Annotated in this window: 17 protein-coding genes and 1 pseudogene; 4 read left to right on the forward strand and 14 right to left on the reverse strand. The window is 64.7% G+C overall.

All coding sequences use genetic code 11. The features are described from left to right. Positions 1–74 precede the first annotated feature (74 nt). Complete coding sequence (locus QYM46_RS17370) at positions 75–1,142, forward strand: ATP-grasp domain-containing protein (RefSeq protein ID WP_432789968.1); 1,068 nt, start codon at positions 75–77, stop codon at positions 1,140–1,142. Here QYM46_RS17370 and QYM46_RS17375 read toward each other — a convergent pair. From QYM46_RS17375 to QYM46_RS17405, 7 genes and pseudogenes are all read right to left on the reverse strand, one after another. Then, a complete protein-coding gene (locus tag QYM46_RS17375; RefSeq protein ID WP_432789969.1) occupies positions 1,131–2,447 on the reverse strand; it encodes a hypothetical protein in 1,317 nt (438 codons plus the stop codon). The two genes, QYM46_RS17370 and QYM46_RS17375, sit on opposite strands and share 12 nt — an antisense overlap. A 71-nt stretch (positions 2,448–2,518) precedes the next feature. Beyond that, positions 2,519–3,763 (reverse strand): DegT/DnrJ/EryC1/StrS family aminotransferase, encoded by a 1,245-nt coding sequence (locus QYM46_RS17380; protein WP_432789970.1) that lies wholly within the window; start codon positions 3,761–3,763, stop codon positions 2,519–2,521. Beyond that, complete coding sequence (locus tag QYM46_RS17385) at positions 3,760–5,736, reverse strand: polysaccharide biosynthesis protein (protein ID WP_432789971.1); 1,977 nt, start codon at positions 5,734–5,736, stop codon at positions 3,760–3,762. The genes QYM46_RS17380 and QYM46_RS17385 overlap by 4 nt, the downstream gene beginning before the upstream one ends. A 248-nt stretch (positions 5,737–5,984) precedes the next feature. After that, a complete protein-coding gene (locus tag QYM46_RS17390) occupies positions 5,985–8,672 on the reverse strand; it encodes a helix-turn-helix transcriptional regulator (RefSeq protein ID WP_432789972.1) in 2,688 nt (895 codons plus the stop codon). Between the two features lie 283 nt (positions 8,673–8,955). Further along, positions 8,956–11,529: a LuxR C-terminal-related transcriptional regulator gene (locus tag QYM46_RS17395; protein WP_432789973.1), complete on the reverse strand. Its 2,574-nt coding sequence runs from the start codon at positions 11,527–11,529 to the stop codon at positions 8,956–8,958. After that, the gene (locus tag QYM46_RS17400) at positions 11,514–12,263 is read right to left on the reverse strand and encodes a helix-turn-helix transcriptional regulator (RefSeq protein WP_432791760.1); all 750 of its coding nucleotides are present in this window, start codon (positions 12,261–12,263) and stop codon (positions 11,514–11,516) included. Before QYM46_RS17400 ends, QYM46_RS17395 begins: the two co-directional genes overlap by 16 nt. 1,410 nt (positions 12,264–13,673) lie before the next feature. Next, positions 13,674–14,147, reverse strand: a pseudogene (locus QYM46_RS17405) (hypothetical protein); the annotation flags it as partial. Between the two features lie 215 nt (positions 14,148–14,362). Here QYM46_RS17405 and QYM46_RS17410 point away from each other — a divergent pair. Continuing rightward, on the forward strand, positions 14,363–15,556 hold the full coding sequence (locus QYM46_RS17410) for an acyl-CoA dehydrogenase family protein (RefSeq protein ID WP_169253461.1): 1,194 nt from the start codon (positions 14,363–14,365) through the stop codon (positions 15,554–15,556). Between the two features lie 38 nt (positions 15,557–15,594). Further along, on the forward strand, positions 15,595–16,740 hold the full coding sequence (locus QYM46_RS17415) for an acyl-CoA dehydrogenase family protein (protein ID WP_432789974.1): 1,146 nt from the start codon (positions 15,595–15,597) through the stop codon (positions 16,738–16,740). Positions 16,741–16,958: 218 nt separating this feature from the next. On the opposite strand, the gene QYM46_RS17420 is transcribed toward QYM46_RS17415, so the two are convergent. The 4 genes from QYM46_RS17420 to pyrE all read right to left on the reverse strand — a co-directional run bounded on the left by QYM46_RS17420 (position 16,959) and on the right by pyrE (position 20,852). Further along, a complete protein-coding gene (locus QYM46_RS17420) occupies positions 16,959–17,588 on the reverse strand; it encodes a TrmH family RNA methyltransferase (RefSeq protein ID WP_432789975.1) in 630 nt (209 codons plus the stop codon). Next, entirely contained in the window at positions 17,585–19,228 is a 1,644-nt protein-coding gene (locus QYM46_RS17425) for an ABC transporter permease (RefSeq protein WP_432789976.1), read from the reverse strand. The genes QYM46_RS17420 and QYM46_RS17425 overlap by 4 nt, the downstream gene beginning before the upstream one ends. Continuing rightward, positions 19,228–20,103, reverse strand: a complete 876-nt coding sequence (locus tag QYM46_RS17430) for an ABC transporter ATP-binding protein (protein WP_432789977.1) — start codon at positions 20,101–20,103, stop codon at positions 19,228–19,230. Before QYM46_RS17430 ends, QYM46_RS17425 begins: the two co-directional genes overlap by 1 nt. 182 nt (positions 20,104–20,285) lie before the next feature. Then, positions 20,286–20,852, reverse strand: coding sequence for an orotate phosphoribosyltransferase (gene pyrE / locus QYM46_RS17435; protein WP_025778981.1), 567 nt, complete (start codon positions 20,850–20,852; stop codon positions 20,286–20,288). Positions 20,853–21,222: 370 nt separating this feature from the next. Here pyrE and QYM46_RS17440 point away from each other — a divergent pair, with 370 nt between their 5' ends. Next, entirely contained in the window at positions 21,223–21,495 is a 273-nt protein-coding gene (locus QYM46_RS17440) for a GlsB/YeaQ/YmgE family stress response membrane protein (RefSeq protein WP_169253467.1), read from the forward strand. Between the two features lie 167 nt (positions 21,496–21,662). Here the strand turns inward: QYM46_RS17440 and QYM46_RS17445 are convergent, their stop codons facing one another. The 3 genes from QYM46_RS17445 to QYM46_RS17455 are packed head-to-tail and all read right to left on the reverse strand — an operon-like array spanning position 21,663 to position 23,060. Beyond that, positions 21,663–22,034: a hypothetical protein gene (locus QYM46_RS17445; RefSeq protein ID WP_432789978.1), complete on the reverse strand. Its 372-nt coding sequence runs from the start codon at positions 22,032–22,034 to the stop codon at positions 21,663–21,665. Next, on the reverse strand, positions 22,027–22,500 hold the full coding sequence (locus QYM46_RS17450; RefSeq protein ID WP_248279012.1) for an alkaline shock response membrane anchor protein AmaP: 474 nt from the start codon (positions 22,498–22,500) through the stop codon (positions 22,027–22,029). The genes QYM46_RS17445 and QYM46_RS17450 overlap by 8 nt, the downstream gene beginning before the upstream one ends. Further along, positions 22,497–23,060 carry an RNA polymerase sigma factor gene (locus QYM46_RS17455; protein ID WP_432789979.1) on the reverse strand — a complete coding sequence of 188 codons (564 nt, stop codon included), beginning with the start codon at positions 23,058–23,060 and terminating at the stop codon, positions 22,497–22,499. Before QYM46_RS17455 ends, QYM46_RS17450 begins: the two co-directional genes overlap by 4 nt. Positions 23,061–23,235 lie beyond the last annotated feature (175 nt).

Below are 23,235 nucleotides of genomic sequence, written 5' to 3' on the forward strand. Positions count from 1 at the left end.
GCGTCAGCCTTCTTCGCGCCGAGGAAATGCATTCACAGAGTCCGCACTCCGCTGGTTGATCGCAGGAGGACCACATGTCGTCGATTCCAGTGACGGTCGTGATCGGCTCAGCCGGCCGCCGCCTTTATCTCATCGATTGGTTCCGGCAGGCCTTCGACACTCTCGGTGTCGACGGTCGAGTGGTTGTGACCGAGAACGACAAGACGAGCTCTTCCGCGACTTATGGCGACATCTGCAGAATCTTGCCGAGTTATGGGGACTCCGCTTACGAGTCCGCCCTGTTGGACCTCATCGCCGACCTCGAACCACTGCTGTTCATCTCCGTCAATGACTATGAGCTCCTTCATCTCCATGTGACCACGGACCTCGCAGACCGAATGCGACAGTCGGGCGTGCTCGTCCCCGGCGTGTCCGCCGAATGGCAGCGCGGCTGTGCCGACAAGCTGCAAATGGCGAAGATGCTGACCGCAATCGGCGTACGGACAGCACCGACAGTCGCCGGCGGCGACAGCGCCGGACTCTCCGCTCTCATGGCTGGTTCAGATGACGTCGTGGTCAAACACCGATTCGGCAGCGGTTCCTCCGGCCTGGCGATCGTTCCCGCTGAGAAAGCTGCGGAGGCCGTATCCGAGTCGCTGCTGTCTGCACCGACGACCACAGGCGGCCCTCCGAGTCCCGACGACGTCGTAGTCCAACCACGTCTGTCCGGAGTCGAACACGGAATCGACATCGTCGGTGCGCTTCGTGCGCCCGGTGAACTTGCCGGGGTCCTCGCTCGACGCAAGATGCGGATGCGGGCAGGTGAGACGGACAAGGCGGTCTCGGTCGATCCTGCGCCATTCACAGCCAATTCGGCACTCATTGCAGAAGCGTCCGGGCTCACCGGACTCATCGATGTCGATATGTTCCTCGACGAGAATGGGCTGAGTACCGTCATCGACATCAATCCGCGGTTCGGCGGCGGTTACCCATTCGTGCATCTGGCTGGGGCCGACGTGCCTCTTTACTGCCTGGCTCAGGCCCTCGGCAGAGACGTCGGTCAGGAATGGGCCAGCTATGAGCCAGGGGTGGTGTCTGCGAAGTACGAAAGCGTCCGCGTCACAGCGCGGGAATCGGCATCGCTGCCCGACTCAGCGCAATGATCCGGAGCGGAAGTACAGTTCCGGATCCGGCATTTCATTGATGAAGTGCTGGCGTTTGCCGAAACCCACGATCAGTTCTTCACAGTCATACGAGAACTCACAGCTGACGATGTCTCCCACGCTCTCGTCGAGAAGCTTGCGCAGCCGCGCCTCGATCTCGACCGACCGCGGCGCATTGAGCACCCAAGTGAATTTGCCGAAGTCGTTCTGACGCAGCTGGAACTGTCGGATGTCGGGCATCCGGTCAACAGGTTCGAGGATTTCCATGTAGAGCAGCCTGCGCGGTGCTTCTGCAGTCCCCCCGATCGGGAAATCACGCTTTCGCCCTCTGAGTTCCTGCAGAATTGCGGGATTCGCAGCACCGTTCTCATCGAAGGCGAAACGCCCGAGGTCACCGGTGTCGTATCTGAGGTAGGGAGATGCCCGATTGTGCAGATCGGTGACCACAATCCGACCGATCTCACCGGGTCGGACGGGTTCGTCCGAATCCAGCTGAAGAATCTCGAAATGGAAAGTCGAAGTGTTGAGCGTATAGCGGGTCAGCGCACCGTTCGAAATGCCGAAGATCCCGTTCTCGGTATTGGAGTACCGCATGAAGAGACTGACTCCGGCATGAGTACTCACCAACTGTTTCAGCGAACTCGTTGCCGGTTCGCCGATGCCGAGAACGGCCCCGATGACCCCTTCGTCGAACACGATGTCGAACTCACGGAACCCCTCGAAGAGAGCATCCAGGTAAGAGCAGAGGGCAACGATGATCGTGCCGCGTCGGCGCCGCAGCCATTTCGCAATCGTCCGGATGCTTCGCTCGTCACTCTCGCCGGTGTACATCTTCTTGCCCTGCAGACAGAACGCCAGTTTGGTTCGAGCCGACACGTCAAGCCATGAGGTGCCGTGAACTACCGTTGCGAAGGGGTCGGCTCCCAGGTATCTGTGGACCGCAACCATCTCGGCCCGATGATGGGAAATCCGGTCGGCGTCGAAGTAGGAAACATAGCTGATTCCGGATGTGCCCGACGAGAATCTGGTGGTGAGTCGGTCGGGATCCGCCCGCCTGTCGAAGAACTGCGAGCGGTCGGCCACCATCATCGGTTTCGTGACGACGGGCAATGATTCGAACCCCTGTCCCGGCAACCGTCGGTAGAAGGGCACATGGGTACGTGCGTGCTGCGCAATCCGTTCAAGTGCGTCGTGACGATAGTGAGCAGTAGGACTCGTCAGCGCCGAATAGACGTCATCGACGACGGCCGACGACACTCCGTTCGGCAGCATCTGCGCCGCATATCTGCGAGCTGTGGACAACATTGCGATTCACTTCTCCTGTTTGGGATTCCGATTTCTTCCAGCGTTGATGCAGTTCAGAAGCCGAGTCGGCTTCACTCGGGCAAGAGACTTCGTTGGTTGGCCTGCCTGATGCGCGGCGCGACTCGCGATTGGAGGAAAGCCGCTATGGTCGCGATGACCCGCTCGACATCTGCTTCGTTCATCGATGATCCGCTCGGCAGCGTCAGTCCTGTGCTGAAGAGCCTTTCGGAGACATCTCCCCCGTACGTCCGCGCCCCCGCGAAGACCGGCTGCAGATGCATCGGCTTCCACAGCGACCGCGTCTCAATGTTGTGTTCGGCCAACCATGCACCGAGCTCGCCGGCAGTAAAGCCCGTACGACTCTCATCGACGAGGATCGCCGACAACCAAGCGTTGTCACCGTGTTCGTTGACGTCACCGAAAAGTGAGACCCCGTCAGTCGCCGCGACGATCGAGTCGCGATAACGGCCGCGGATCTCCCGACGCCGTTCGACCAGCCCCTCGAGTCGGGCCAGCTGTGCCCGCCCGAGTGCGGCAAGCAGATTACTCAGACGGTAGTTGAAGCCGACCTCTCTGTGTTCGTAATGCGCCACAGGCTCCCTGGCCTGAGTCGACAGATACCTGGCGTATTCCGCAAGATTCACATCGTCCGTGAGCAGTGCTCCACCGCCCGAGGTGGTCATGATCTTATTCCCGTTGAAGGACACCACCGCAGCCTCGCCGAGGCTGCCGCAGGCTTGGTCCCCATAGTGCGATCCCAGCGATTCCGCGGCATCGACGAGCACAGGAACGTCGAATTCGGCTGCGATCGGAAGGATCCGACCGTAGTCGGCAGGCCGTCCGAGCAGGTCGACCGGGACGATTGCTGCAGGCTTCGTTCCGCTCACGATCGAGTCCTTCAGTGCCCGATGGAGTTGGATCGGATCCATGTTCCCGTCGTCGACGCAGTCGACGAACACGGGTTCGGCCCCGCAGTAGGTGATCGCATTCGCCGTCGCTGCGAACGTCATCGTCGACGTGATCACTCGGTCTCCCGGCTTCACTCCGAGGCCCAGCAGTCCGAGATGCAGAGCTGCTGTACCAGACGAGAGTCCGACTGCGTATGCGACTCCCACCTTGTCTGCCAGTTCCCTCTCAAAGGCTTCGAGGTCGGGGCCGACTGGAGCTATCCATCCGCTGCGGAAAGCACGGAGCAGATATTCTTCTTCGAGATCTCCGACATCTGGTCCTGACAGCAGAATCCGCTTGGCAGCCGGGATGATCTGAGACGGAGCAGCCACCTGAGGCTTCGTCGGCACCGCATCCGAAATCGTCATGGCCTGACCTCATCCTTGACCAGCCTGACCGGCGCTGGCAGGTAGGCAGGTCCACCGACGGGTTCTCGGCGGTGCGCTTGATGACCGACTTCCTCTCGGGGAGCCCCTGGGCGGCCGATGTCCGGTTGAGTCCGGCAACTGCGACTGCAGAATTCGTCGATGACACTTCGCTCGGCCATGACGACGGGCAGATCGACAGAAGAGAGTTCTGGCGCCTCCACGCGGCTGATCTTGTCGTGGATGCGGATGACCGTACCCTCGTAGTCACCGAAGAGCTCCTCGTCGAGCTTCTCGCCTTCGCGCAGTCCGGTGTAGACGATTTCGGTGTTCTGATTCGACATCGCCACGAGGCTTCGGGCGATGTCGACGATGCGCACGGGCTCTCCCATGTCCAGGACCATGACGTAGCCGTCTTCGCCGATCGTCGCTGCCTGCAGCACCAGCTGGCAGGCCTCCGGAATCGTCATGAAGAAGCGCCGGACCTCAGGGTCGGTGACCGTGATCGGGCCGCCCTGTCTGATCTGCTCCTGGAACGACAGGAGAACCGATCCGCGGGAGCCCAGAACATTGCCGAAGCGGACAGAGAGGTAGGTTCCGGGCGATTTCGCTGCGAATCCGCTGACCAGTCGTTCGGCGATCCGCTTGCTCCGACCGAGTTCGCTCGTCGGGGCAGCGGCCTTATCCGTCGAGATGTTGACGAAGGTTTCGACTCCGACAGCATGCGCGGCTTCGAGGACATTGAGGGTGCCGTGGACATTCGTCTTCCAGGCTTCCTCGGGGAACCGCTGCAGCATCGGCAGATGCTTGAGTGCCGCCGCGTGGAAGACGATCTGCGGCTGCGCCTCGGCGAAGATGTGGTCGAGGGCGCTCCTGTCACGGATATCGGCGAGCACCGTGTTCGGCGACATCAGCAGTGCAGAACCGTAGAGCGTGAGTTCGACTCCATGCAGCGCGGTCTCATCCCGGTCGAGCATGACGAGACTCTCTGGGTGGAGAGCGAACAGCTGTCGGCAGAGCTCGCTGCCGATCGATCCTCCGGCTCCGGTGACGAGCACCCTCTTGCCGGCCACCTTCTTCGCGATCTCCGCCAGATCGGTGTGCACCGGAGCACGACCGATGAGGTCTTCGACCTTGATATCGCGGATATCGCCGATCTCGACCTTCCGATTGACCATCTCTGCCAGGGGCGGGATCGTCCTCAGCCATTTCCCTGTCGGCTGCAGACGATCACGGCAGGTCTGCAGGAAATCCGCTTCGGAATCGGCGATCGCAACGATGACTCCGGAGACATTGAGCCATCCGGCCACCTCGGCGATGTCCTCACTCGTGCCCCGAACACGGACCCCATGGATGCTGAGTTGCCGTTTGTGCGGATCGTCGTCGATGAGACCGACGGGAAGATACGCACCGTCGGGGTCGGAGAGCATCTGCCGGATGAGGGACTCAGCCGCGGCACCCGCGCCGACGACGAGCACTCGCTCCCCTTGCAGCGGACGGGTCGCGATCTGGTGGGACCAGCGGACGAGGTACCGGCTGCCGGTCATGAAGATGATGGCGGAGAACACGGTGAGCAGAACGAATGGGGAATCCCCCAAGGTGACAGCCATCAGACCGCACGCGCTGATCAGGGCGATGATCGCGATGCCGCCGTATTCGGCGAAGCTGCCGTAGTGGTAGCGACTGCGGTAGAGCCCGATGAGCAGACCGAGGAGCAGCTGCAGGACCACTGCGGTCGTTGCTGCGGAGGCAAGTTCAGCTGCGCCGACGACACCCGCACCCATGACCGCCGATGCGAGCAGTCCGGCAACAGCCCATGCTCCGACGTCGAAGACCAGCTGAAATCTGGTCTTGTTCCTCCAGATCCGCATCGCCAGCCGCGCCGACCGGGGTGCACCGGCGGGCACCGGAGCCGGCGGAGCCGCGCCCACCGCACCTGTCCGGGTGAGTGGATTCGGATGTTCTGACACAGTCATCGTGATCTCCCATGTTCGACTCTTCCGGCCCCGTCACTGTGGCGGCCGGGCATCGTCGGTGAGAGCCGGCGATGCTGCGTTTCCAACTGCGGAATGCGTCGACTTCACGCTAGGAGTGCGATGACTCTGTTCTGGTGGTTGCGGAGAGGAGACTGCGGTCATCCGCGACTGCGGTGCGGGTCTCCGCGGGGCGTTCTGCCGCAGACGGCGCGAACCGTCTGCGGCTTACGCTCCGCACGGACACCAGCTCAGACCGCGGCGAGACGCGGGTTGCCCGCCAAACGAGACACGAGTTCTGTTCGCGACCCGACATCGAGCTTGCGGTAGACAGCCGTGAGGCGGAGTTCGACGGTGCGCAGGGAGACGAAGATCCGCTCGGAGATCTCCCTGTTCTTCAGCCCGGCACGGACCAGCTCGACGACTTTGAGCTCCTCATCGCTGAGCTCGCCGAGGCGCGGAATCTCAGGCATCGTCGGCGCCTCCGGCTCGTCGACGATCTGACCGGTGCGGAGATGGTCGGCAAAACGATCGGCCCCGACTTCGCGAAACAGCGCGGCAGCGGCGAGCCTCTGTTCGCGTGCTCTCAGCTTCGAGCCGTTGTCGGTCAGTCTCGAGGCGAATGCCGCATGAGCGACCGCCTTCTCGAAGACGAATTCAGTGCTGCCGGACTGCCGCAGCACTCTCCCGAACAGTTCGGTGGCTGTCTCCCCGGCGGCCAGGAGCGCTTCGCTCCGACCGACGACCAGATCGGTCCACCGAGATGGGCACGCCTTCGCGCGGTCACGCAGCTTCTGCAGCAGAAGAGTCGCATGCTCGCGTCTGCCCACACCCACCAACACTTCGATGAGGTCGCCGTCGATTCGACGCACGTTCGGGTTGGCCTCGTCCACGGACAGCTGTTCGCAGCGTCGAAGGTGCCCGAGCGCTTCGGCCGGACAGTCGGTGCGCAGCAGGTATCTGCCCTGAAGCGCATTGAGCTCGGCCAGCAGGCGGTGGTTGTTCGTCGCCGAAGCCCAGACCGCCGTCTGTTCCTCGACGAGCCCTGCTTCGCCGGTGCGTCCGGTCAGCAGCAGCTTCCAGGAGTGCAGCAGCAGGATCCGATCCTGCCGAACGACGACGAGTCCTCTGCGCTTGTCGGCCTCCGATTCCGCGATGACCTTGTCGATGACCTCGACGGCCTGACTGATCCGGCCGAGGCGCATGTTCAGATCAGCACGGACACAATCCACCTGCCGCTTCCAGACCCTGGTCGCTGCACAGGTCTCACCGATGTGATCGAGTACGGCGGTCGCGGCTTCATAGTGCTCGGTGAGAACCAGCCCCTGGGCCACGGCGAGTCCGAAGCTCGGTCTGATCGAATCCTGATGTTCCTGCAGGTTCGCGAATCCCGCGAGCGCCGACCTGTCCTCCCCACTGTTGCTGTCGAGCAGGATGCGCACGGCGCGGACAAGCTGCTGCTCGCTGTCGCGGACGTGCTCAACGACAGCTTCGGCAAGGGTCAGAAGCTCCTGCGCTCGGGCGAATTCGCCCCGTTCACAATGGCAGAGCGCCAGAGTCAGCTGCAGGCGCGCCACTTCGGCGGGCGCCTGCTCCGATTCGCGACTGCTCCACGATGTGAACAACGGGGACGGCAGCGTCTGCGTCTCGAGGAAGACATTGCGGACCTCGAGCGTCCGAGCCCGGACGACGACCGCGGCCCGATTCGACCGGGAGGCGATCCTCACATAGCGGCGCGAGAAGGCGAACTGCCCGTGATCGGACAGTGTCTCGGCGATCTCGACCAACTGACCGCGCAGCTCCTCGATGTCGTCGCAGACTCGGATGGCCCGTTCGGCGAATTCGGCACCTCCGGCAGTGAGTCCGCGGCGCACCAGGCCGAGAGCGTGCGCCGCCAGCAGCTGCGCGGTCTCCTCACCCGGGTCGATGAACGAGACATGCCATGCCTCGATCTGCGGCCATGTGTCGGCACAGTCCTCGGCCAGGACGAGGTGGGTTCGGCGTCGCTCGCTCGCCCCCATCGACTGCTGCACCATGGCACGGACGAATCCGTGCGGTATCCGCAGAAACGCTCCCCGACGTTCGATCGTGCCGCGCGATTCCAACTCGTCGACGGCTTCCCAGAACCCGGGCAGCCTCCTGGCCAGGGGCCGCAGCGGAGTCAGCGGGGACAGCGACAGGCATCTGAGCAGCGCATCGGCGCCATCGCTCAGCCCCTCGACGTAGTCGGCGATCATCGGGCGGCTGGCCGGTCCCACTCGCACCGGGATCGACAGCGCGATCTCCCCGCGCATCTCACTGGGCGCCATCTCCTCGAGGATGTGACAGACGGCCAGGGGACGACCGGCTGCGGCGTGGGCGGCGACCTGGGCCGCCTCCTCGGCGATCCTCGTGTGTCCGAAGCGGGCCAAAGCGAGTTCACGGGCGAGCTCGATGAGCTCGGCGATGCCGAGATCCGCGAGTTCGATCTCCGGCACCGAGGCGAACGGACCATCATCGTCGATCGACCGAACCGTGATGACGATTTGCAGACGTCCTGACTTCAACCGGCGCAGCGCCTGACCGAGCACCCGCTGCGAGTCCATGTCCATGTCATCGGCATTGGGCACGAGGATGAGCGTGTCCTCCTCTCCGGGGATCGATCGGAGAGCCGCCATCATCCTCGGCACGATCTCATCGGCGGCGAGCTCCGCCGGGTCGGAGGGCCCGTTCGCGGATGCGCTGACTGCGGCGAGCAGACCGCCTAACCCGGACAAGGGCGTGTCCTCGTCAAGCGGACTCGATGCGACCCTGATGACCGTCCCGTCCCACTCCGACTCGAGTGCTCGCAGGATCGAACGCCTTCCGGACCCGAAGCCGCCGGTGAGGGCAGCGGCACGGTGTCGGGAGAGGAGGGAGCGGAGGTCGCCGACTTCCTTGCGACGAATCACCTGACGCATGATCCGCCTCCCGTCGTCGGGTTCGGGAAGATCGTTCCGAGAGGGAGTCCCGGCACGGGGACGGCCGCTGCCATTCGCACGGCGCGGGGATCGGTTCGCAGAGGAGGCTGAGGTGTGATGTCCATACTCAGATACTGCTCGCCGGCAGCCGCCTCGGACCAGGTGGTCGATACGGGAATACCCTTCAGGTCACTACTCAGTCACCGGCAGGTCACCACTGGAGCATCACTGCGAGTACTCACTCGTGTCCGAAATCCCGCAGTCGCGCATACTCGGTTCGAGCTCAGGCGCGCAGTCGACCTTCGGTATCCCGCACCGCCTCGGCAACCTGTTCGCGGCGCTCGATGCCGAGTTTTCGGAACAGCCGGTACGTGTGTCCTTCGACCGTTCGCACCCGCACCCCCAGCTCCGCAGCGATCTCCGCATTCGATCGGCCGGCGACGATGAGCACACTGATCTGCTTCTCCCGAGCAGTCAGACCCGTGACCTGCCCGCCCGGTCCGCGGCTCTGGCCGGCTCCGAACCGCGCAGACAATGCGACACATCTGCCCGCCAGGTCCGGCATCGACGGGCCGTATTCCTCCGCAAGCGACGTCAAAGCAGCACGATCATGATCGCGCAGAGCAGCGCCGAGGCGGCCGACGATGTCGAACTCACGCCCGCTTCCGTGCGCGGCCGCTTCACACATCGCCTCGGGTGCGATCTCGTCGAAGTGCAGGAAGAGATGCAGGCGGATGAGGACGACGATCGCTGCTGCCCCATCGGCTTCGGCTTCGTCCAACATGCGGCGCAGCTCGTGTTCGTGCTTGGGCTCCCCTGTCCGAATCGCACGTGCAGTCGTCCGCAGCACGAGCGCCCGCCGATATTCATGGTAGGGAGCAGCCACGGGCAGCTCATCGAAGCGGGCATGCAGATCATCGGCCTCAGCCGCAGTTCCCACCCGAGACACCGCATATTCGGCCTCTGCCAATGCGATGGGAAGCTGCGTGCCCAAGTTCCAATAGGTCAGCGATTCGATCGCGGCTCGCAGCGCTTTCATCGCCCCCGGGAGGTTGCCCTCAAGCAGGTGGGTCTGCGCCCACAGCAGGTCAGTCGGTCCCGAACGGGCTGACAGATACGCGATGTCATGGGTCGGCAGCGCTGTCATCAGCTCCTTCGCTTCGGCTACCCGACCCAGCTGCAGCAGAGTGCGCCCCCGCAGCATGGCCACGTGGAGCACTGCCGTGCTTTCGAAGTGGAATTCGGCCTGCAGGGATTCGAGGAGGGCGAGCGCTTCCAAGGTGAGGCCCGAGTCGAGCATAAATGTTGCATGCAGCATCGTGTCGAAAAGGTGGAAGCTGCCTGGCGCGACGCTCTCGTGGGAGAGTCCTTCGAAGACATCCACCGTGACCGGTCGTTCTTCGGCCATGACCGCAGCGACTCGGTCGAACAGCTTGAGCCCGAACTCTGCGTCCACTCCCCCTCCGGGGTGTCCGTCACCGTCGTCCTGCAGCCGTTCCAGTGCGGTGCGGAAATCCGCAAGCCGCAGAGCGGGCGACATGGAGCTGAGAGCGCGATTCATCCACACCACGAGTGAGTCCACGACCAGCTGGGCGCAGCATGCGGTGCGGACCGCGTGGGCCAAGAAGTCGAGGCCGAGCGGAGCTTTATTGCATCCGCAGTAGAGCAGAGCGACCGAGAGCAGCTCGTGCGGGCTCATCCGCTCTGTCGGGATCTGCCCGATCAGCCGCATGGCCCGATGCCAGTCTCCGAGGCGGGCGGCGGCCAGTGCGGCCTCGATGGTCTTCGACTCGCTGACCTCTGCTCCGCAGATCAGTCCCCATTCGGTCCTGACCACCTGCGACCACTCCGAAGGCGCATCTCCGCAAGCGTCGATGAATTCGAACCACTCTCTGCTCTGACCGGTCGGAGTTGTGAACCTGATCGTGTCCGAGGCGTGGTTCTCGACCGCCCTATAGATATGGGACCGCTGCGCGTCGATCTTCAGCTCGCCGGCGGCCACGAGCGCATCCGCGGCTTCCCCGAGTCCCGCCTCGAGCAGTGTCGCAAGTTCCACCTCTCCCGCAAGGACGACAAGCTCGAGGGCTTCCGTCTCCTGCGGCGAATGGTCGGCAAGACCGATCCGTGCATAGTCGCGGGCACGCGCATCGTAGTCGGTGTCGAGTCCGTCGAGGATCCACACTCCTCGGCGCATGAGGAAGCGCGAACGTCGTGAGGTGTATTCGAGGAGTTCGATGAGCTTGCCCGGATTGCGCTGCGAATGGAAGTCGACGATGTCGACCACGGCCTGGGACACGATGTGACCGAGGCGGTGTTCGATCATCGACCGATAGTCCTCAAGCGGCAGAGGGCCGAGGACGAGATGCTGGAGCACACGGTCTTCGACCAGAGTCGAGAACGGCATGACCCCGCTCTCGGGATTGGATCGCGACATCGCAACGAGCCTGATCGAACCGACGCTGGCCAAGTCGGCCAGGATCTCCTGCGAGCGGGAGTCCAGCAGGTGGGCATCGTCGACGAAGACCGCCTGGGGAGTTCGAGTCACGGTGAGCCGGGACACGATTCGCCCCAGCAGCGCGGAAGGGTCGCCATCGAGGTCGACGAGCAGACCGAAGACGCCGAACTCGGTGTTCTGGTGCACCCGGTCCCCGCGGATCCAGATTCCGTCGTTCCCATCCGCGAAGGCAGTTCTCGCCAGGAGGGTCTTGCCGACGCCGATCTCACCTTCGATGAGGATGCCGGAGCATTCCGAACAGCGCAATGACTGACGGATCAGGTCGAGTTCGCCTCTGCGTCCGAAGATCTCTGTTCCGTCAGGAGCACTCGAGGCGGCTGCTGTGGTCAGTTCCTCAGCCATTCCGTCACCACCTCTCGCAGCTCCTGCCGATTGGCCACGTGAACTCGGCGGTAGAGACGGCCGAGGTGCCATTCGACGGTTCGGGCCGACAGGTGCAGCTCCACTCCGATCCCGGCGCTCGTCCGGCCGTCGACGACACCGGTGATGATTGCTTCTTCGAGCTCGGTCAAGTTCTCATGGAACAGCTTTCCATCACTGCCGAAGTCGAGCTCGCGCCGACTCCGCCCCAGCAGGATCCGGGCTTCTTTGGTGGCTGCGGCATCGCCTTCGGCGACGGCGCGCTGTCGGGCCTCGCCGGACAGTTGGGCGCAGAGCACGACGGCGCCGAAGAGCAGCGCCTCACGGGCCGCGGTGATGAGCGCCTGCAGATCGCCTGTGCTGAAGGCATGAGACACAGCACGCAGCAGGCGACCGAGGGCACCATCGACCCTGCCGGCCGACGCCGCCAGGCAGCCGATGGCCTGCTCATGTCCGAGCCGGCCGGCTTCGAGCCAGGCGAGGCAGGCAAGAGTGTGCGCGCCGTGCTCGTCCGCCCAGGCCCCGAGCTCGTACAGTTGCGGGCCTGCGGGCCCGGGCGACGTCTGCGCCAATGCCTGAAGGTCGAAGAGTCTGGCTTCGAAGGACGCCCACCACGAGTGCCGACTGGCGTCGGAGCCCTCGTCGACGGCGATCGGGACGACTTCGCTCCGCTGATGTGTCAGCACCGCGGAGAAAGACAGCGCCGACCTGGCCATTCCCGCTATATCGACGATGTCGCAGGGGTCGGCACCGAGGTTGAGTTCGCTGAAGATGCGGTGAGCCTTCGCCGCGTTGCCGGTACGCAGGTCGATGAGCGCGTTCGTCAGTCTGGTCAGCCGTCGGCTGGACGTCAGTTCATCCATTGCCGTTCGCGCCTCGGCCCAGTTGCCGGCGATGAAGTTCGCCACGAAGAACTGCGGGACGGCATCTTCCCGTTCGAACGATTCGGGCCCGGGAAGTCCGAACATGAGCCGGGCTTGGGCGATATAGCTCAGCCCCAGTTCGATGTGCCCGGCCATCACTTCTGCCACGCCGAGGAACGCACACGCCCTGAGACGGTGGCGCACCGAACACGCGTGGTTGAGATAGACGCTTTCGGCCAGAGCGCAGGCAGCGGCGATCCGACCCCCTTTGAGTTCGAATCGAGCACGCGTCGCGTCCAGGCGGCCGATGTCGATCGGCAGCGAAAGCGTGTCCCGGACCCAGTCCAGCCGCAGATCCTCGGGCCTCCGTGGGTCCACCAGCCTCAGTTCCATGGAGGCGAGTCGGGACAGGTACTCGTGCTTTGAGGCATCCGGATTCAGACATGCTTCGGAGACGAGCGGTTCCATGATCTCCCTGGCCTGCCTGAGACGGCCTGCTCCCCACTCGCAGCGGGCGAGCTCGAGGTCGATTTCGGAGCCGCGGTAGCCGCTGGTCCGGACGATCTCCGCGGCTTCGAGGTACCTGCCCTGTGCGTTCCCCCAGCCCGCGGCCTCCCGCACCTGTTCGGGAGGCGGCACTCGCCCCAAGGAGATCGACCACGCGGCGCAGCCGAAGAGCGCCCGACCATGGAGAGCCGAACGGTCGACCACGGAATCGAACCGAGTGAGCAGTTCGAGACTGCGAGAAGGCGGAACCGCGGCGCGGACATTCTCAGCCGTGACGGGTTCGTGCATGCTCACCTCTCCCCCTCGCCCTTTCGAGATCGAGAGCAGACCGTCCTCCGCCAGAGCGTCGATCGTCTGCGGACTGGTGAGTCCGACGAGCACGTCATAGGGCACCGCTTCGATGAGAGAGACGGTTTCGATGACCTCTCGACTGGACTGATCGACCCGGGCGATCGCGGTTTCGACCCCGCTGGTCCGGCTCCGTCCGAACAGCAGCCTCTCGAGCAGCCGCGGATTGCCATGGGCCAGGGCGGTCAGCTCCGAGACCGATCTCGTCTCGGTCTCCATGAGTCCGATGCTGGTGATCATCGCCACCGCATCCGCCTCGTCGATACCGTCCAGATCGATCCTGACGACGTTTCCGGCCAGCCACAGGCCGGCGATGAGATCGACCGGCGGGCGTGCGGATTCGGCGGCGATGACGAGCGTGATCCTGCGTGCATCCGTCAGCTGAGCCAGCACTGCGAGGGAATGATCGTCGACGAGATCGGCATTGTCGACGACGACCAGAGAGCGCCCGCCCGCGGCTCTGCGTTCGAACAGGTCACCGATCACCGACAGCGCTCGACCGGGTGGGAGGTCCGTGTCGATGCCCTCCCGTGACAGCAGGATTTCGAAGATTCCGAGGTTTCTGGCCCGCGCATTCTCCGAGCCGCGCAGACGGGTGACCGACAGATCGGGGTCGAGACGAGAGAGTGCGGTGTTGACCAACGCGGTCTTCCCGACGCCCGCCGCGCCGATGATGAGTGCGCCCAGATGCTTCTGCCCGGAGAGCGCGTCGACGACCGTCGAGAGTTCGGACTCGTATCCGAAGAGCCGGCGCGAGGGTGCGACCGGGGGGATGTGTGTGGTCCTGCCTGACACGTCACTCAGCTTTCCGTACCCCTGGGGATCTTCTGCGGCGGGGAATGCGGAGCCCAGCGGCACGGGGTTCGGTCCGGAGAGGCTCACGTCTCGGAATCAACGAAGAAATTCCACAAACAGTATTACCACTTGCGATAGCTGTAGTAATACATTTTTGAAATAAAGTTAGGCGATTGTGACATCAACGTCCGCCCCCACTGGGGGCCGCCTCGGCGAGGATATCCCTCATCGCCCACTTGTGAGCCCGAACACCGGACCGTACCATTGAAGGAAAGTTACTGAACGATCTATAAGGAGCTCGCATGGACACACTACTGAATGCAGAAGAGCGCGATTTCGCGCAGCAGATGCGTCAGTTCTACCGCACGGAGATCCCCGAGGAGCTCCGCTTCAAGGTCGCCACCGGCCAGGAGCTGAGCAAGGAAGACATGGTCACCTCGCAGCGGATCCTCAACGAGCACGGCTACGCCGTGCCGAACTGGCCGGTCGAATGGGGCGGCCAGGACTGGACCCCCGTGCAGCGTCACATCTGGCTCGAAGAGATGCAGCTGGCCTGCGTTCCGCAGCCGTTGCCGTTCAACGTCTCCATGGTCGGCCCCGTCATCGCCACCTTCGGCTCGCAGGAGATCAAGGAGCGCTTCCTGCCCGCCACCGCGAACATCGACATCTGGTGGTCGCAGGGATTCTCCGAGCCCAACGCCGGTTCGGACCTCGCCTCGCTCAAGACCACGGCGGTGCGCCAGGGCGACAAGTACATCGTCAACGGTCAGAAGACCTGGACGACCCTGGGTCAGTACGGCGACTGGATCTTCAACCTCGTGCGCACCGATCCGGATGTGAAGAAGCAGGCCGGCATCTCCTTCCTGCTCATCGACATGAAGACCCCCGGCGTCACCGTCCGTCCGATCCAGCTCATCGACGGCGGCCACGAGGTCAACGAGGTCTTCTTCGACAATGTCGAGGTGCCCGTCGAGAACCTCGTCGGCGAAGAGAACAAGGGTTGGACCTACGCGAAGTTCCTCCTCGGCAACGAGCGCACCGGAATCGCCCGCATCGGCGGTTCGAAGGTCAACCTCGCCCGTGCCAAGGCCTATGCCGCGGTGACGAAGACCGCTCGCGGCACTCTGCTCGACGACCCCCTGTTCTCTGCTCGCCTGACGAAGATCGAAGCCGAACTCACCGCGCTCGAGATGACCCAGCTGCGGATCCTCTCCACTCAGGCCGCCGGGTCCGACAAGCCGGATCCGCGCTCCTCGGTGCTCAAACTCAAGGGCTCCCAGCTGCAGGAGGACATCTCCGAACTCCTCGTCGACGTGCTCGGTCCGCAGGGTCTCGACTTCGTCTCCGACCGCGTGCAGGGCCAGGGTCTGTCCGACCTGCCCAACGGCGCCGTCGACGCATTGCCCGGCTACTTCAACACCCGCAAGGTCACCATCTACGGCGGTTCGTCCGAGGTGCAGCGCGGAATCATCTCGAAGGCACTGCTCGGTCTCTGAGATACCGATGCTCACCCGATCTCCCAAGAAGGACAACAATGGATCTTGAACTCAACGACATTCAGCAAGAACTCGCCAGCACACTGAACAAGTACCTGCGCAGCGAGTACGACATCGCCAAGCGCGAAGAGATCCTTCGCAGCGACGAGGGCATCTCCCGCGAGAAGTGGCAGGCCTTCGCCGAGATGGGACTGCTCGGGCTTGCGATCCCCGAGTCCTACGGCGGCGCGGACATGACCTTCAACGAGGTGGCCGTGGTCGCTGAGGCGTTCGGCCGCTCCCTCGTCCTCGAACCGTTCCTGGCAACCGCGGTCCTCGGCGCCAACGCCGTTCTGCTCGGCGGCAGCGAGGAGCAGAAGCAGGCCATCCTGCCCGGTGTTGCCGAGGGACAGACCTTCCTCGCTCTCGCCGCACTCGAGCCCGGACTGCGCTACGCAGTCGACGCCCCGCAGACCCAGGTCTCCGGTGCAGACGGCAGCTTCACCCTCACCGGCGAGAAGACCAACGTGCTCGGCGGAGACGTCGCCGACCACTTCGTCGTCACCGCCACGCAGAACGGCGAACTCGGCCTCTACCTCGTCGCCGCTGATGCCGAGGGCCTGACCCGTGTGGCTCAGCGTCAGGCCGATGGCCTGGGCAGTGCGAACCTCAAGCTCGACGGTGCCGCCGCCCAGCGCCTCGACGCCGCCGACGCCGACGCCGTGCTCTCCGAAGTCCTCGACCTGGGCAACGCCGCGATCATGGCCGAGGCAGTCGGCGCACTCGAAGCCTCGCTGACGATGACCGCCGAGTATCTGAAGACCCGTGAGCAGTTCGGTGCTCCGATCGGTGCGAACCAGGCTCTGCAGCACCGCGCCGCAGACCTCTACGCCGAGCTCGAGTACGCACGCAGCATGGCCCTGTATTCGCGCCTGGCCGTCACTTCGGAGGTCCCCGGTGCCGAGAAGGACCGTCACCGCGACGTCATCGCCGCGAAGATCATCGTCGACCGGGCCGCTCGGAACATCAGCCAGGAGTCGATCCAGATGCACGGCGGCATCGGCATGACCATGGAATACCCCATCGGCCACTATGCCAAGCGCCTGACGGTCATGACCCGCACCTTCGACGACTCGGATTCGCTGACTGCAGAGCTCGCGGAACTCGGCGGACTCATCGAACCCAAGGCCGCCGACCTCAGCTGAGGCAGCGGCACTTCAGCGCCGCACGTTCGACCCCGAGCGTGCGGCGCTGCGTCGTCGAGGCTCGCCGGCACCCACCGAGGCGGCCGGGTCCCGGCAGCACAGAAGCGCCGAGGCGGCACGATCAACGTCGTGCCGCCTCGGCGCTTCGTCGTCTCTGCGTCCCGGCCGGTGTCCCACAGACCATACAGACCAGACGGAGGCCCCCGCTGCCGGCGAACTCAGTTCACGGGCTGGTCGTAGACGTGGCGGCGGATCCAGGAGTGCATGGTGATCGCGGCGGCGGCTGCGGCATTCATCGACCGCGTCGACCCGTACTGCGCGATCGAGAGCACGTCTCGACTGGCCTGATGCGCTTCCTCGCTCAGTCCCGGCCCTTCCTGACCGAACAGCAGCAGGCAGCGCCTGGGCAGATCATAGGTCTCCAGCGGCACGGAGTCCGGGAAGTTGTCGATGCCCAGCAGCGGCACGTCGTTCTCGGCGCACCAGCTGAGCAGGTCGTCCACGCTCGGATGGTGGATGACGTGCTGGTATTTGTCGGTGACCATCGCCCCGCGACGGTTCCAGCGGCGTCTGCCGACGATGTGCACGGCTGCGGCGTTGAAGGCGTTGGCGGTGCGCACAACCGAACCGATGTTGAGGTCGTGCTGCCAGTTCTCGACGCCGACGTGGAAGTCGTGCCGCGAGGCGTCGAGGTCGGCCACGATCGCGTCGTGCTTCCAATACCGATACTGATCGACGACATTGCGCCGATCGCCTTCAGCCAGCAGCTCCGGATCGAAGTGCTCTTCCACAGGCCAGGGGCCGGTCCACGGACCGACCCCCACCTGCGGTTCAGCGCTTTCGGTCACTTGTCGTCGCGGGAATCATCCGCCGACTTCGCGTCCTCGTCGTCCGCTGACTCTGCGGTCGAGCCCGACTTCTTCACATCGTCGTCCGAATGGTCCGCATCCTCCGCGCCGGCGGAGTCATCCGATTCGTCTGCGGTCGAGTCCGACTTCTTCGCATCCTTCGCCGAGGCGGCGGCACCGACTTTCTGCGCGCGCTTGCTCATCTTCACGGTCTTGCCGCCGCGTCCGCCTCCGGACAGCACCGAGCGCACGTACGCACCCGAGGCCAGAGCGTGGAGGATGACGGCGAGGACCAGAGCGATGCCGGCGGCGACGAGGCCCTCCCACCACTCGGCCTGACCGGCCAAGGAGCGACCGGCGATGCCCAGCGGCGAGGTGAACGGCGTCCACGACAGCACCTTCGCAACAGTCCCGGTGGGTCCGATGATGACCGGGGCGAAGACGCCGGCCACGGTGATGACGCCGATGATCGTGACGAAGGTGGCGCGCGCCTTGTTTCCGACGACGGTCGATGCCCAGACGAGCAGCGCGAACACCGACCAGGCGGTGAGGAGCAGGGTCAGTGCGAACCAGCCGAGGCCCGGCAGCATGGCGAATGCCAGGGACGTCTTGCCCGACAGCGAGAGCCCGAGCTCGGTGACGACGGCGGCGGCCACGAGGTGGACGATGACCAGGGTCAGCATGCCCGTGATCCGGCCCGAGGCGGAGGCGCGCGGCGGAATCGTGGCCGCGATGATCTCGGTGATCCGGTTGCGCTTCTCCAGACGCAGGTTCTGGTAAAGCGCAGTGCCCAGAGTGGCGACGACGAGAAGCGACAGTGCGACCATTCCCCACAGCAGCGGCGTGGCCACATCGCTCTCGACGGCCGGCGTCTCGAGCAGCGTCGCTTCGGTCTTCGGCGCGAGCTTCTCGAGCAGTGCGTCGGGCTGTTTGTCCAGCGCGATGATCGTCGGCTGTCCCTGACCGCTCGGGTCCTGGATGAATGCGGCGTCGACCTTGCCCTCACGCACGAGCTTCTCGGCGGCGGGGGCGTCCTCGGCGTCGGTGATCTTCACACCCAGCTGCTGTTCGTACATCTGAGCCTGCTCGCCGACTCCGACCATCGCCATGGTCGGGGTGCCCGAGTCCTTCTGCACATCGGCGACGATTCCGGAGATGATCGCGGCCAGCACGCCGAGGATGATCACAGCGGCGGTGACCAGGAAGTACGGGCTGCGCATGGCGGTGGTGGACTCACGGTTCGACACGAGCCACGCGGCCTGGCGGTTGCCGACGTCGACGAATTCCGAGACCAGTCCGGTCTCCGGCAGTTCGTCCGGGTCGGGGGTGTCCTCGGCGAGTTCGAAGGGAACGTCATCGAGGCCGGCAGTCGCGCCGGATTCGTCGGCGTCCTGCGCGTCGGTGCCCTTCGCGTCGGTGCCCTTCGCGTCGGTGCCTTTCTTCGCCGAGGCGGCCGTTCCCTTAGCCGCACCAGTGACGGTCGCCTCGTCGTCCGAGTCGACCTCCTCGGCGGTGGTCTCGTCGTCGATCACATCGCCGTCGACGGGCAGACCGAGGTCGTCGATGCCTTCGCCGGCCGTGCCCTTGGACACGAGCGGTTCCGGGGACTCGTCATTCGCATCGTTGTCCTTGCGCGCCATTACAGAGCCTCCTTGTACTGCTCGGCCAGTGTCGGGCGGACACTTTCGAAGTTCTTCACATTCTTCAGCTCGGCCACGGCAGCGGCGGCTGTCCTCGCGTCATTCGCGCGGAAGCTCACGGCCTCACGTCCGGCGGTCGTCACGTCGCTGATTCCCGTCCGGGATGTCAGCGCCGAGGCGGCCGCCTCGGTGTCGGTCGTCTCGACTCGGTAGTGCGGGTCGCCGAGCAGCTTGTCGACGCTGCCCGAGGCGGTCACCTTGCCCTGGTTCAGAATGATGACGTCATCGGCGAAGGTCTGCGCGGCCTCCCAGTCATCGGTGGCCAGGATGACGGGCACTCCCGAGGATGCGTGGGCCCGCAGCAGGGACGTGACCAGGCGCAGCGAGGCGGCGTCGAGGCCGGCGAAGGCATCATCGATGACGACGACGTCGGGGTCGGCGGCCAGGGTTGCGGCGATGTCGACGCGGGCGATCTCGGCACCGGAGAGGTTCTTCAGCGGAGCGTAGCCGCGGTCGGCGAGCTCGAGGTGGCCGAGCAGGGTCAGCGCGTTCCGTTCGGCCGCGCCCAGGGTGATCCCGTGCAGGCGGGCGAGGTAGACGATCTGGTCGAGCACGCGCATGTTCGGGTATCCGCCGCGTTCAGCGGGCAGATAGCCGAAGTTCTGTCGGTCCCCGAAGTCGAGTTCGAAGTCCTCGAGTTCGATGGTGCCCTCATCGGCGGCGATGAGGCCCATGATGATGCGCACCAGTTCGGTGCGGCCCGCCGATCGGGTTCCCACGATTGCGGTGATCCGGCCCGCCTCGGCGGTGAAACTCACCTCGTCCAGATATGTCCGCTTCCCTTTGCGCAGGGAAACCTCTTTCAGTGTGAGCACGCGTCATCCTTTGCATCGAACAGTTCTTGGGGAGTGTCTCATCTATCGTGTTGAAATCAGAGACTTGTTTCAAACCACGTCCTCGATTTCGACAGAATTGCCAGTCGAGTCCCAGGTCGTGATCGGTGAGCCGATTCCTCACCGAGGCAGCACCTCACAGGTCCACCTCGCCGAGGCGGGACTCAGTCGAGTCCGAGATCCGCGGTCGTCAGCGCGGTCAGATACGGAATTCCCGTGGCTTCGACCCGTTCCTTGGCGCCGGTGTCACGGTCCATGACCACGGCCACGGCGACCACCTCGGCGCCGGCTTCCTTGAGCGCGTCGACGGCGGTGAGCACGGAACCGCCCGTCGTCGAGGTGTCCTCGACGGCGATGACGCGCTTGCCGGCGACATCGGGGCCTTCGACCCGCCGGGACATGCCGTGCTTCTTCGCCTCCTTGCGGACGACGAAGGAGTCGAGCGGGGTGCCGCGCACGACCGAGCGGTGCATGACAGCGGTGCCGACAGGATCGGCACCCATGGTCAGACCGCCGACGGCGTCGACCGTGTCGAGCAGATCATGAGCTTCGAGCAGATCGAGGACGACATCGCCGACGAGCGGTGCCGAGCGGTGGTCGAGGGTGACCCGACGCAGATCGAGGTAGTAGTCGGCCTCCTTGCCGGAGGAGAGGGTCACTCTGCCGCGCACCACGGCGAGTTCGTCGATGAGGTCGAGCAGTTGTCGGCGAGTGTCAGCGCTGTCGGTCATGGACTCCAGTCTACTGGGCGGTCGGCGCGCGACCGTTCAGCACCGTCTCAGCGGCTGCCTCCGACGCGAGTCGGCAACTCCGCGACCGAGGGCGCGCTGCGTGGAAGGAACCGAGGCGAAGCACTGCGTGAGGAACCCGTGCGGGGGCTCAGCGTGAGGAACCCGTGCGGGACTCGGCGTGAGGAACCCGTGCAGATCGCTGTGTGAGGCTGCGTTCAGTGCTCCGCGTGAGGATCCGGTCGGCGCTGCGTCTGTAGAGATGTCATAAAGAATCAACGGGACTTGATGCTCACGGTGGGTCTCGGTTGTACAGTGGCAACAGCACCGTGCAACCCTGCCGGTAAACTGTCTCAGAAGGGACGTGAACAACATGGGTTTCATCGCATATCTCATCCTCGGACTCATCGCCGGAGCTATCGCCAAGGCGATCCTGCCCGGCAAACAGGGCGGCGGCTTCTTCGCCACGCTCATCCTCGGCGTCATCGGTGCCATGATCGGCGGTTGGCTCGGCGGCATGATCTTCGGCGCAGAGATGAATTCGTTCTTCTCGCTGTCGTCCTGGCTGTGTGCCATCGGCGGTTCGCTGATCGTACTCATCGTCTGGGGCCTCATCACCGGACGCTCGAAGTCCAAGGCCGCCTGAGCCGCGGCTCACTTCAGAGAACCGCTTCGGGCGGTGCCCCGGCTGCGCTCTGACACACCCGCAGCCGGCCCGTCGGCAACAGCACAGAAAAAGGTGGATAGCCCAGTTTCAAACATGGGCTATCCACCTTTTTCTGTGCCGTTCGCGTGCCGCAGCACGGACCGACCTCAGCGGCCGCGGCTGACGATGCGCACGTCGATGTCGATCTCCCCGACGGGCCCGTCCACCGCGGCCCGCAGGTCGACGGCGATGACGGCGAAGAGCTCATCGACGATCTCGGTCACAGGTCGGCTGTCATCGAGGTGCGCATCGATTCGGACATGGAGATCCTTGCCCGTTCGCCAGACCTCGACCTGCAGCGGCTCCGACCCGGTCCGGCGCATCACTCGTGCGGCCGCATTGGCGATCATGTCGCGCAGCCCCGGCGCCAGCCCCGTGACGCCGTCGACTCCGGTGACGGATTCGGTCAGGCGGGCCGAGACGGCCGCCTCGTCGAATCCGCGGACGGTCTCGTTCTCAGCCATCGGCTTCTCAGTCATCGGCGGCCTCCTCGTCGACGAATACGTCCTCGACGGTGACGTCGATCCGCAGTGAGGGGATGCCCAGCTCGGCGGTCAGGGCACGGGCGACGCTGCGGCGGACCTCCTCGGCGGCGGGCACGAAGGCCGTCCCCGCGCTCATCATCACGGTCAGGGTGACGTCGACGGCGCTGCCCTCGGGATCGCCGGTCGGGGTCGCGGTGACGCTGCGGGCGCGGATACCGGGCACGGCATCGACGGCCTCGCGGATGATGCCGCGCACCTCGGCCGTCGAGATCCGGAAGGGGTTGCCGCGTTCGGTCGTCAGCTTCGTGGCCGGCGCCAGAGCCGCATCCTCGCGCACGATCTGGAGGATGCGCTCGCGCAGACCCACGGTTTCCTCGGGATCGGGTTCGAAGGCCTCCATGTATTCGTCGATGATGCCGCGCAGGTGGGCGTCCGTGGCGTCGACTGACTCGTCGCTCATACCCATCCTTCCATGCCCTCGGCGATGGCAGTCCGGGCGCGGTGGATGCGTCCGCGCACACTGCCTTCGCTGATACCCAAGGTCTCGGCGACCTCGGCGTAGCTGAGACCTTCCATCTGGTGGAGCACCCACGTTACACGCTGCTCCGAGGACAGAGTCTGCAGGATCTCGGAGAAATGCTCGAGTGCCGTGCGCGCCTCGACGGACCGTTCGACCGAAGCGGTGCCATCGACGTGATGGCCGAGGTCCTCGGGGTCGGAGGCGTCGGCGGGCCGGGCGGAACGGCGGCGCAGCACATCGGTGCACCGGTTCGACGCCATCCGGTAGATCCACGTGCCGAAGGCCGCAGGATCGGCTAAGGCATCCAATGATCTCCACGCCTTGACCAGGGTGTCCTGAACGACGTCCTCGGCGTCCTGCCGGTCCCCCAGTGTGCGCCAGGCGAAGCGCAGCAGCTTCCGCTCGTATTCGTCGACGAGGGCCTCGAAGGAGGCGATGTCGCCCTCGCGAGCGCGCACGACCAGGGTGACGATGTCGAAACGATCATCTCCCCTTGTCATATCACCATCGTAGGCCACGTGAGCCGCGGAACCGGCCACGTGGGCCGCGGAACCAGCCGGCCGCCTCGGCGAGGAATCCGCCTCGGCGAGGAATTTGCCTCGGCGACAAATTTTCTTCGAAACACCGCGTGAGGATTCGTCCGGGCCTGCGTCTGTACCTGTGTAAGCATCCTTC

It is taken from the genome of Brevibacterium sp. K11IcPPYGO002, assembly GCF_050920635.1.
In the GTDB taxonomy this organism is placed as follows: domain Bacteria; phylum Actinomycetota; class Actinomycetes; order Actinomycetales; family Brevibacteriaceae; genus Brevibacterium.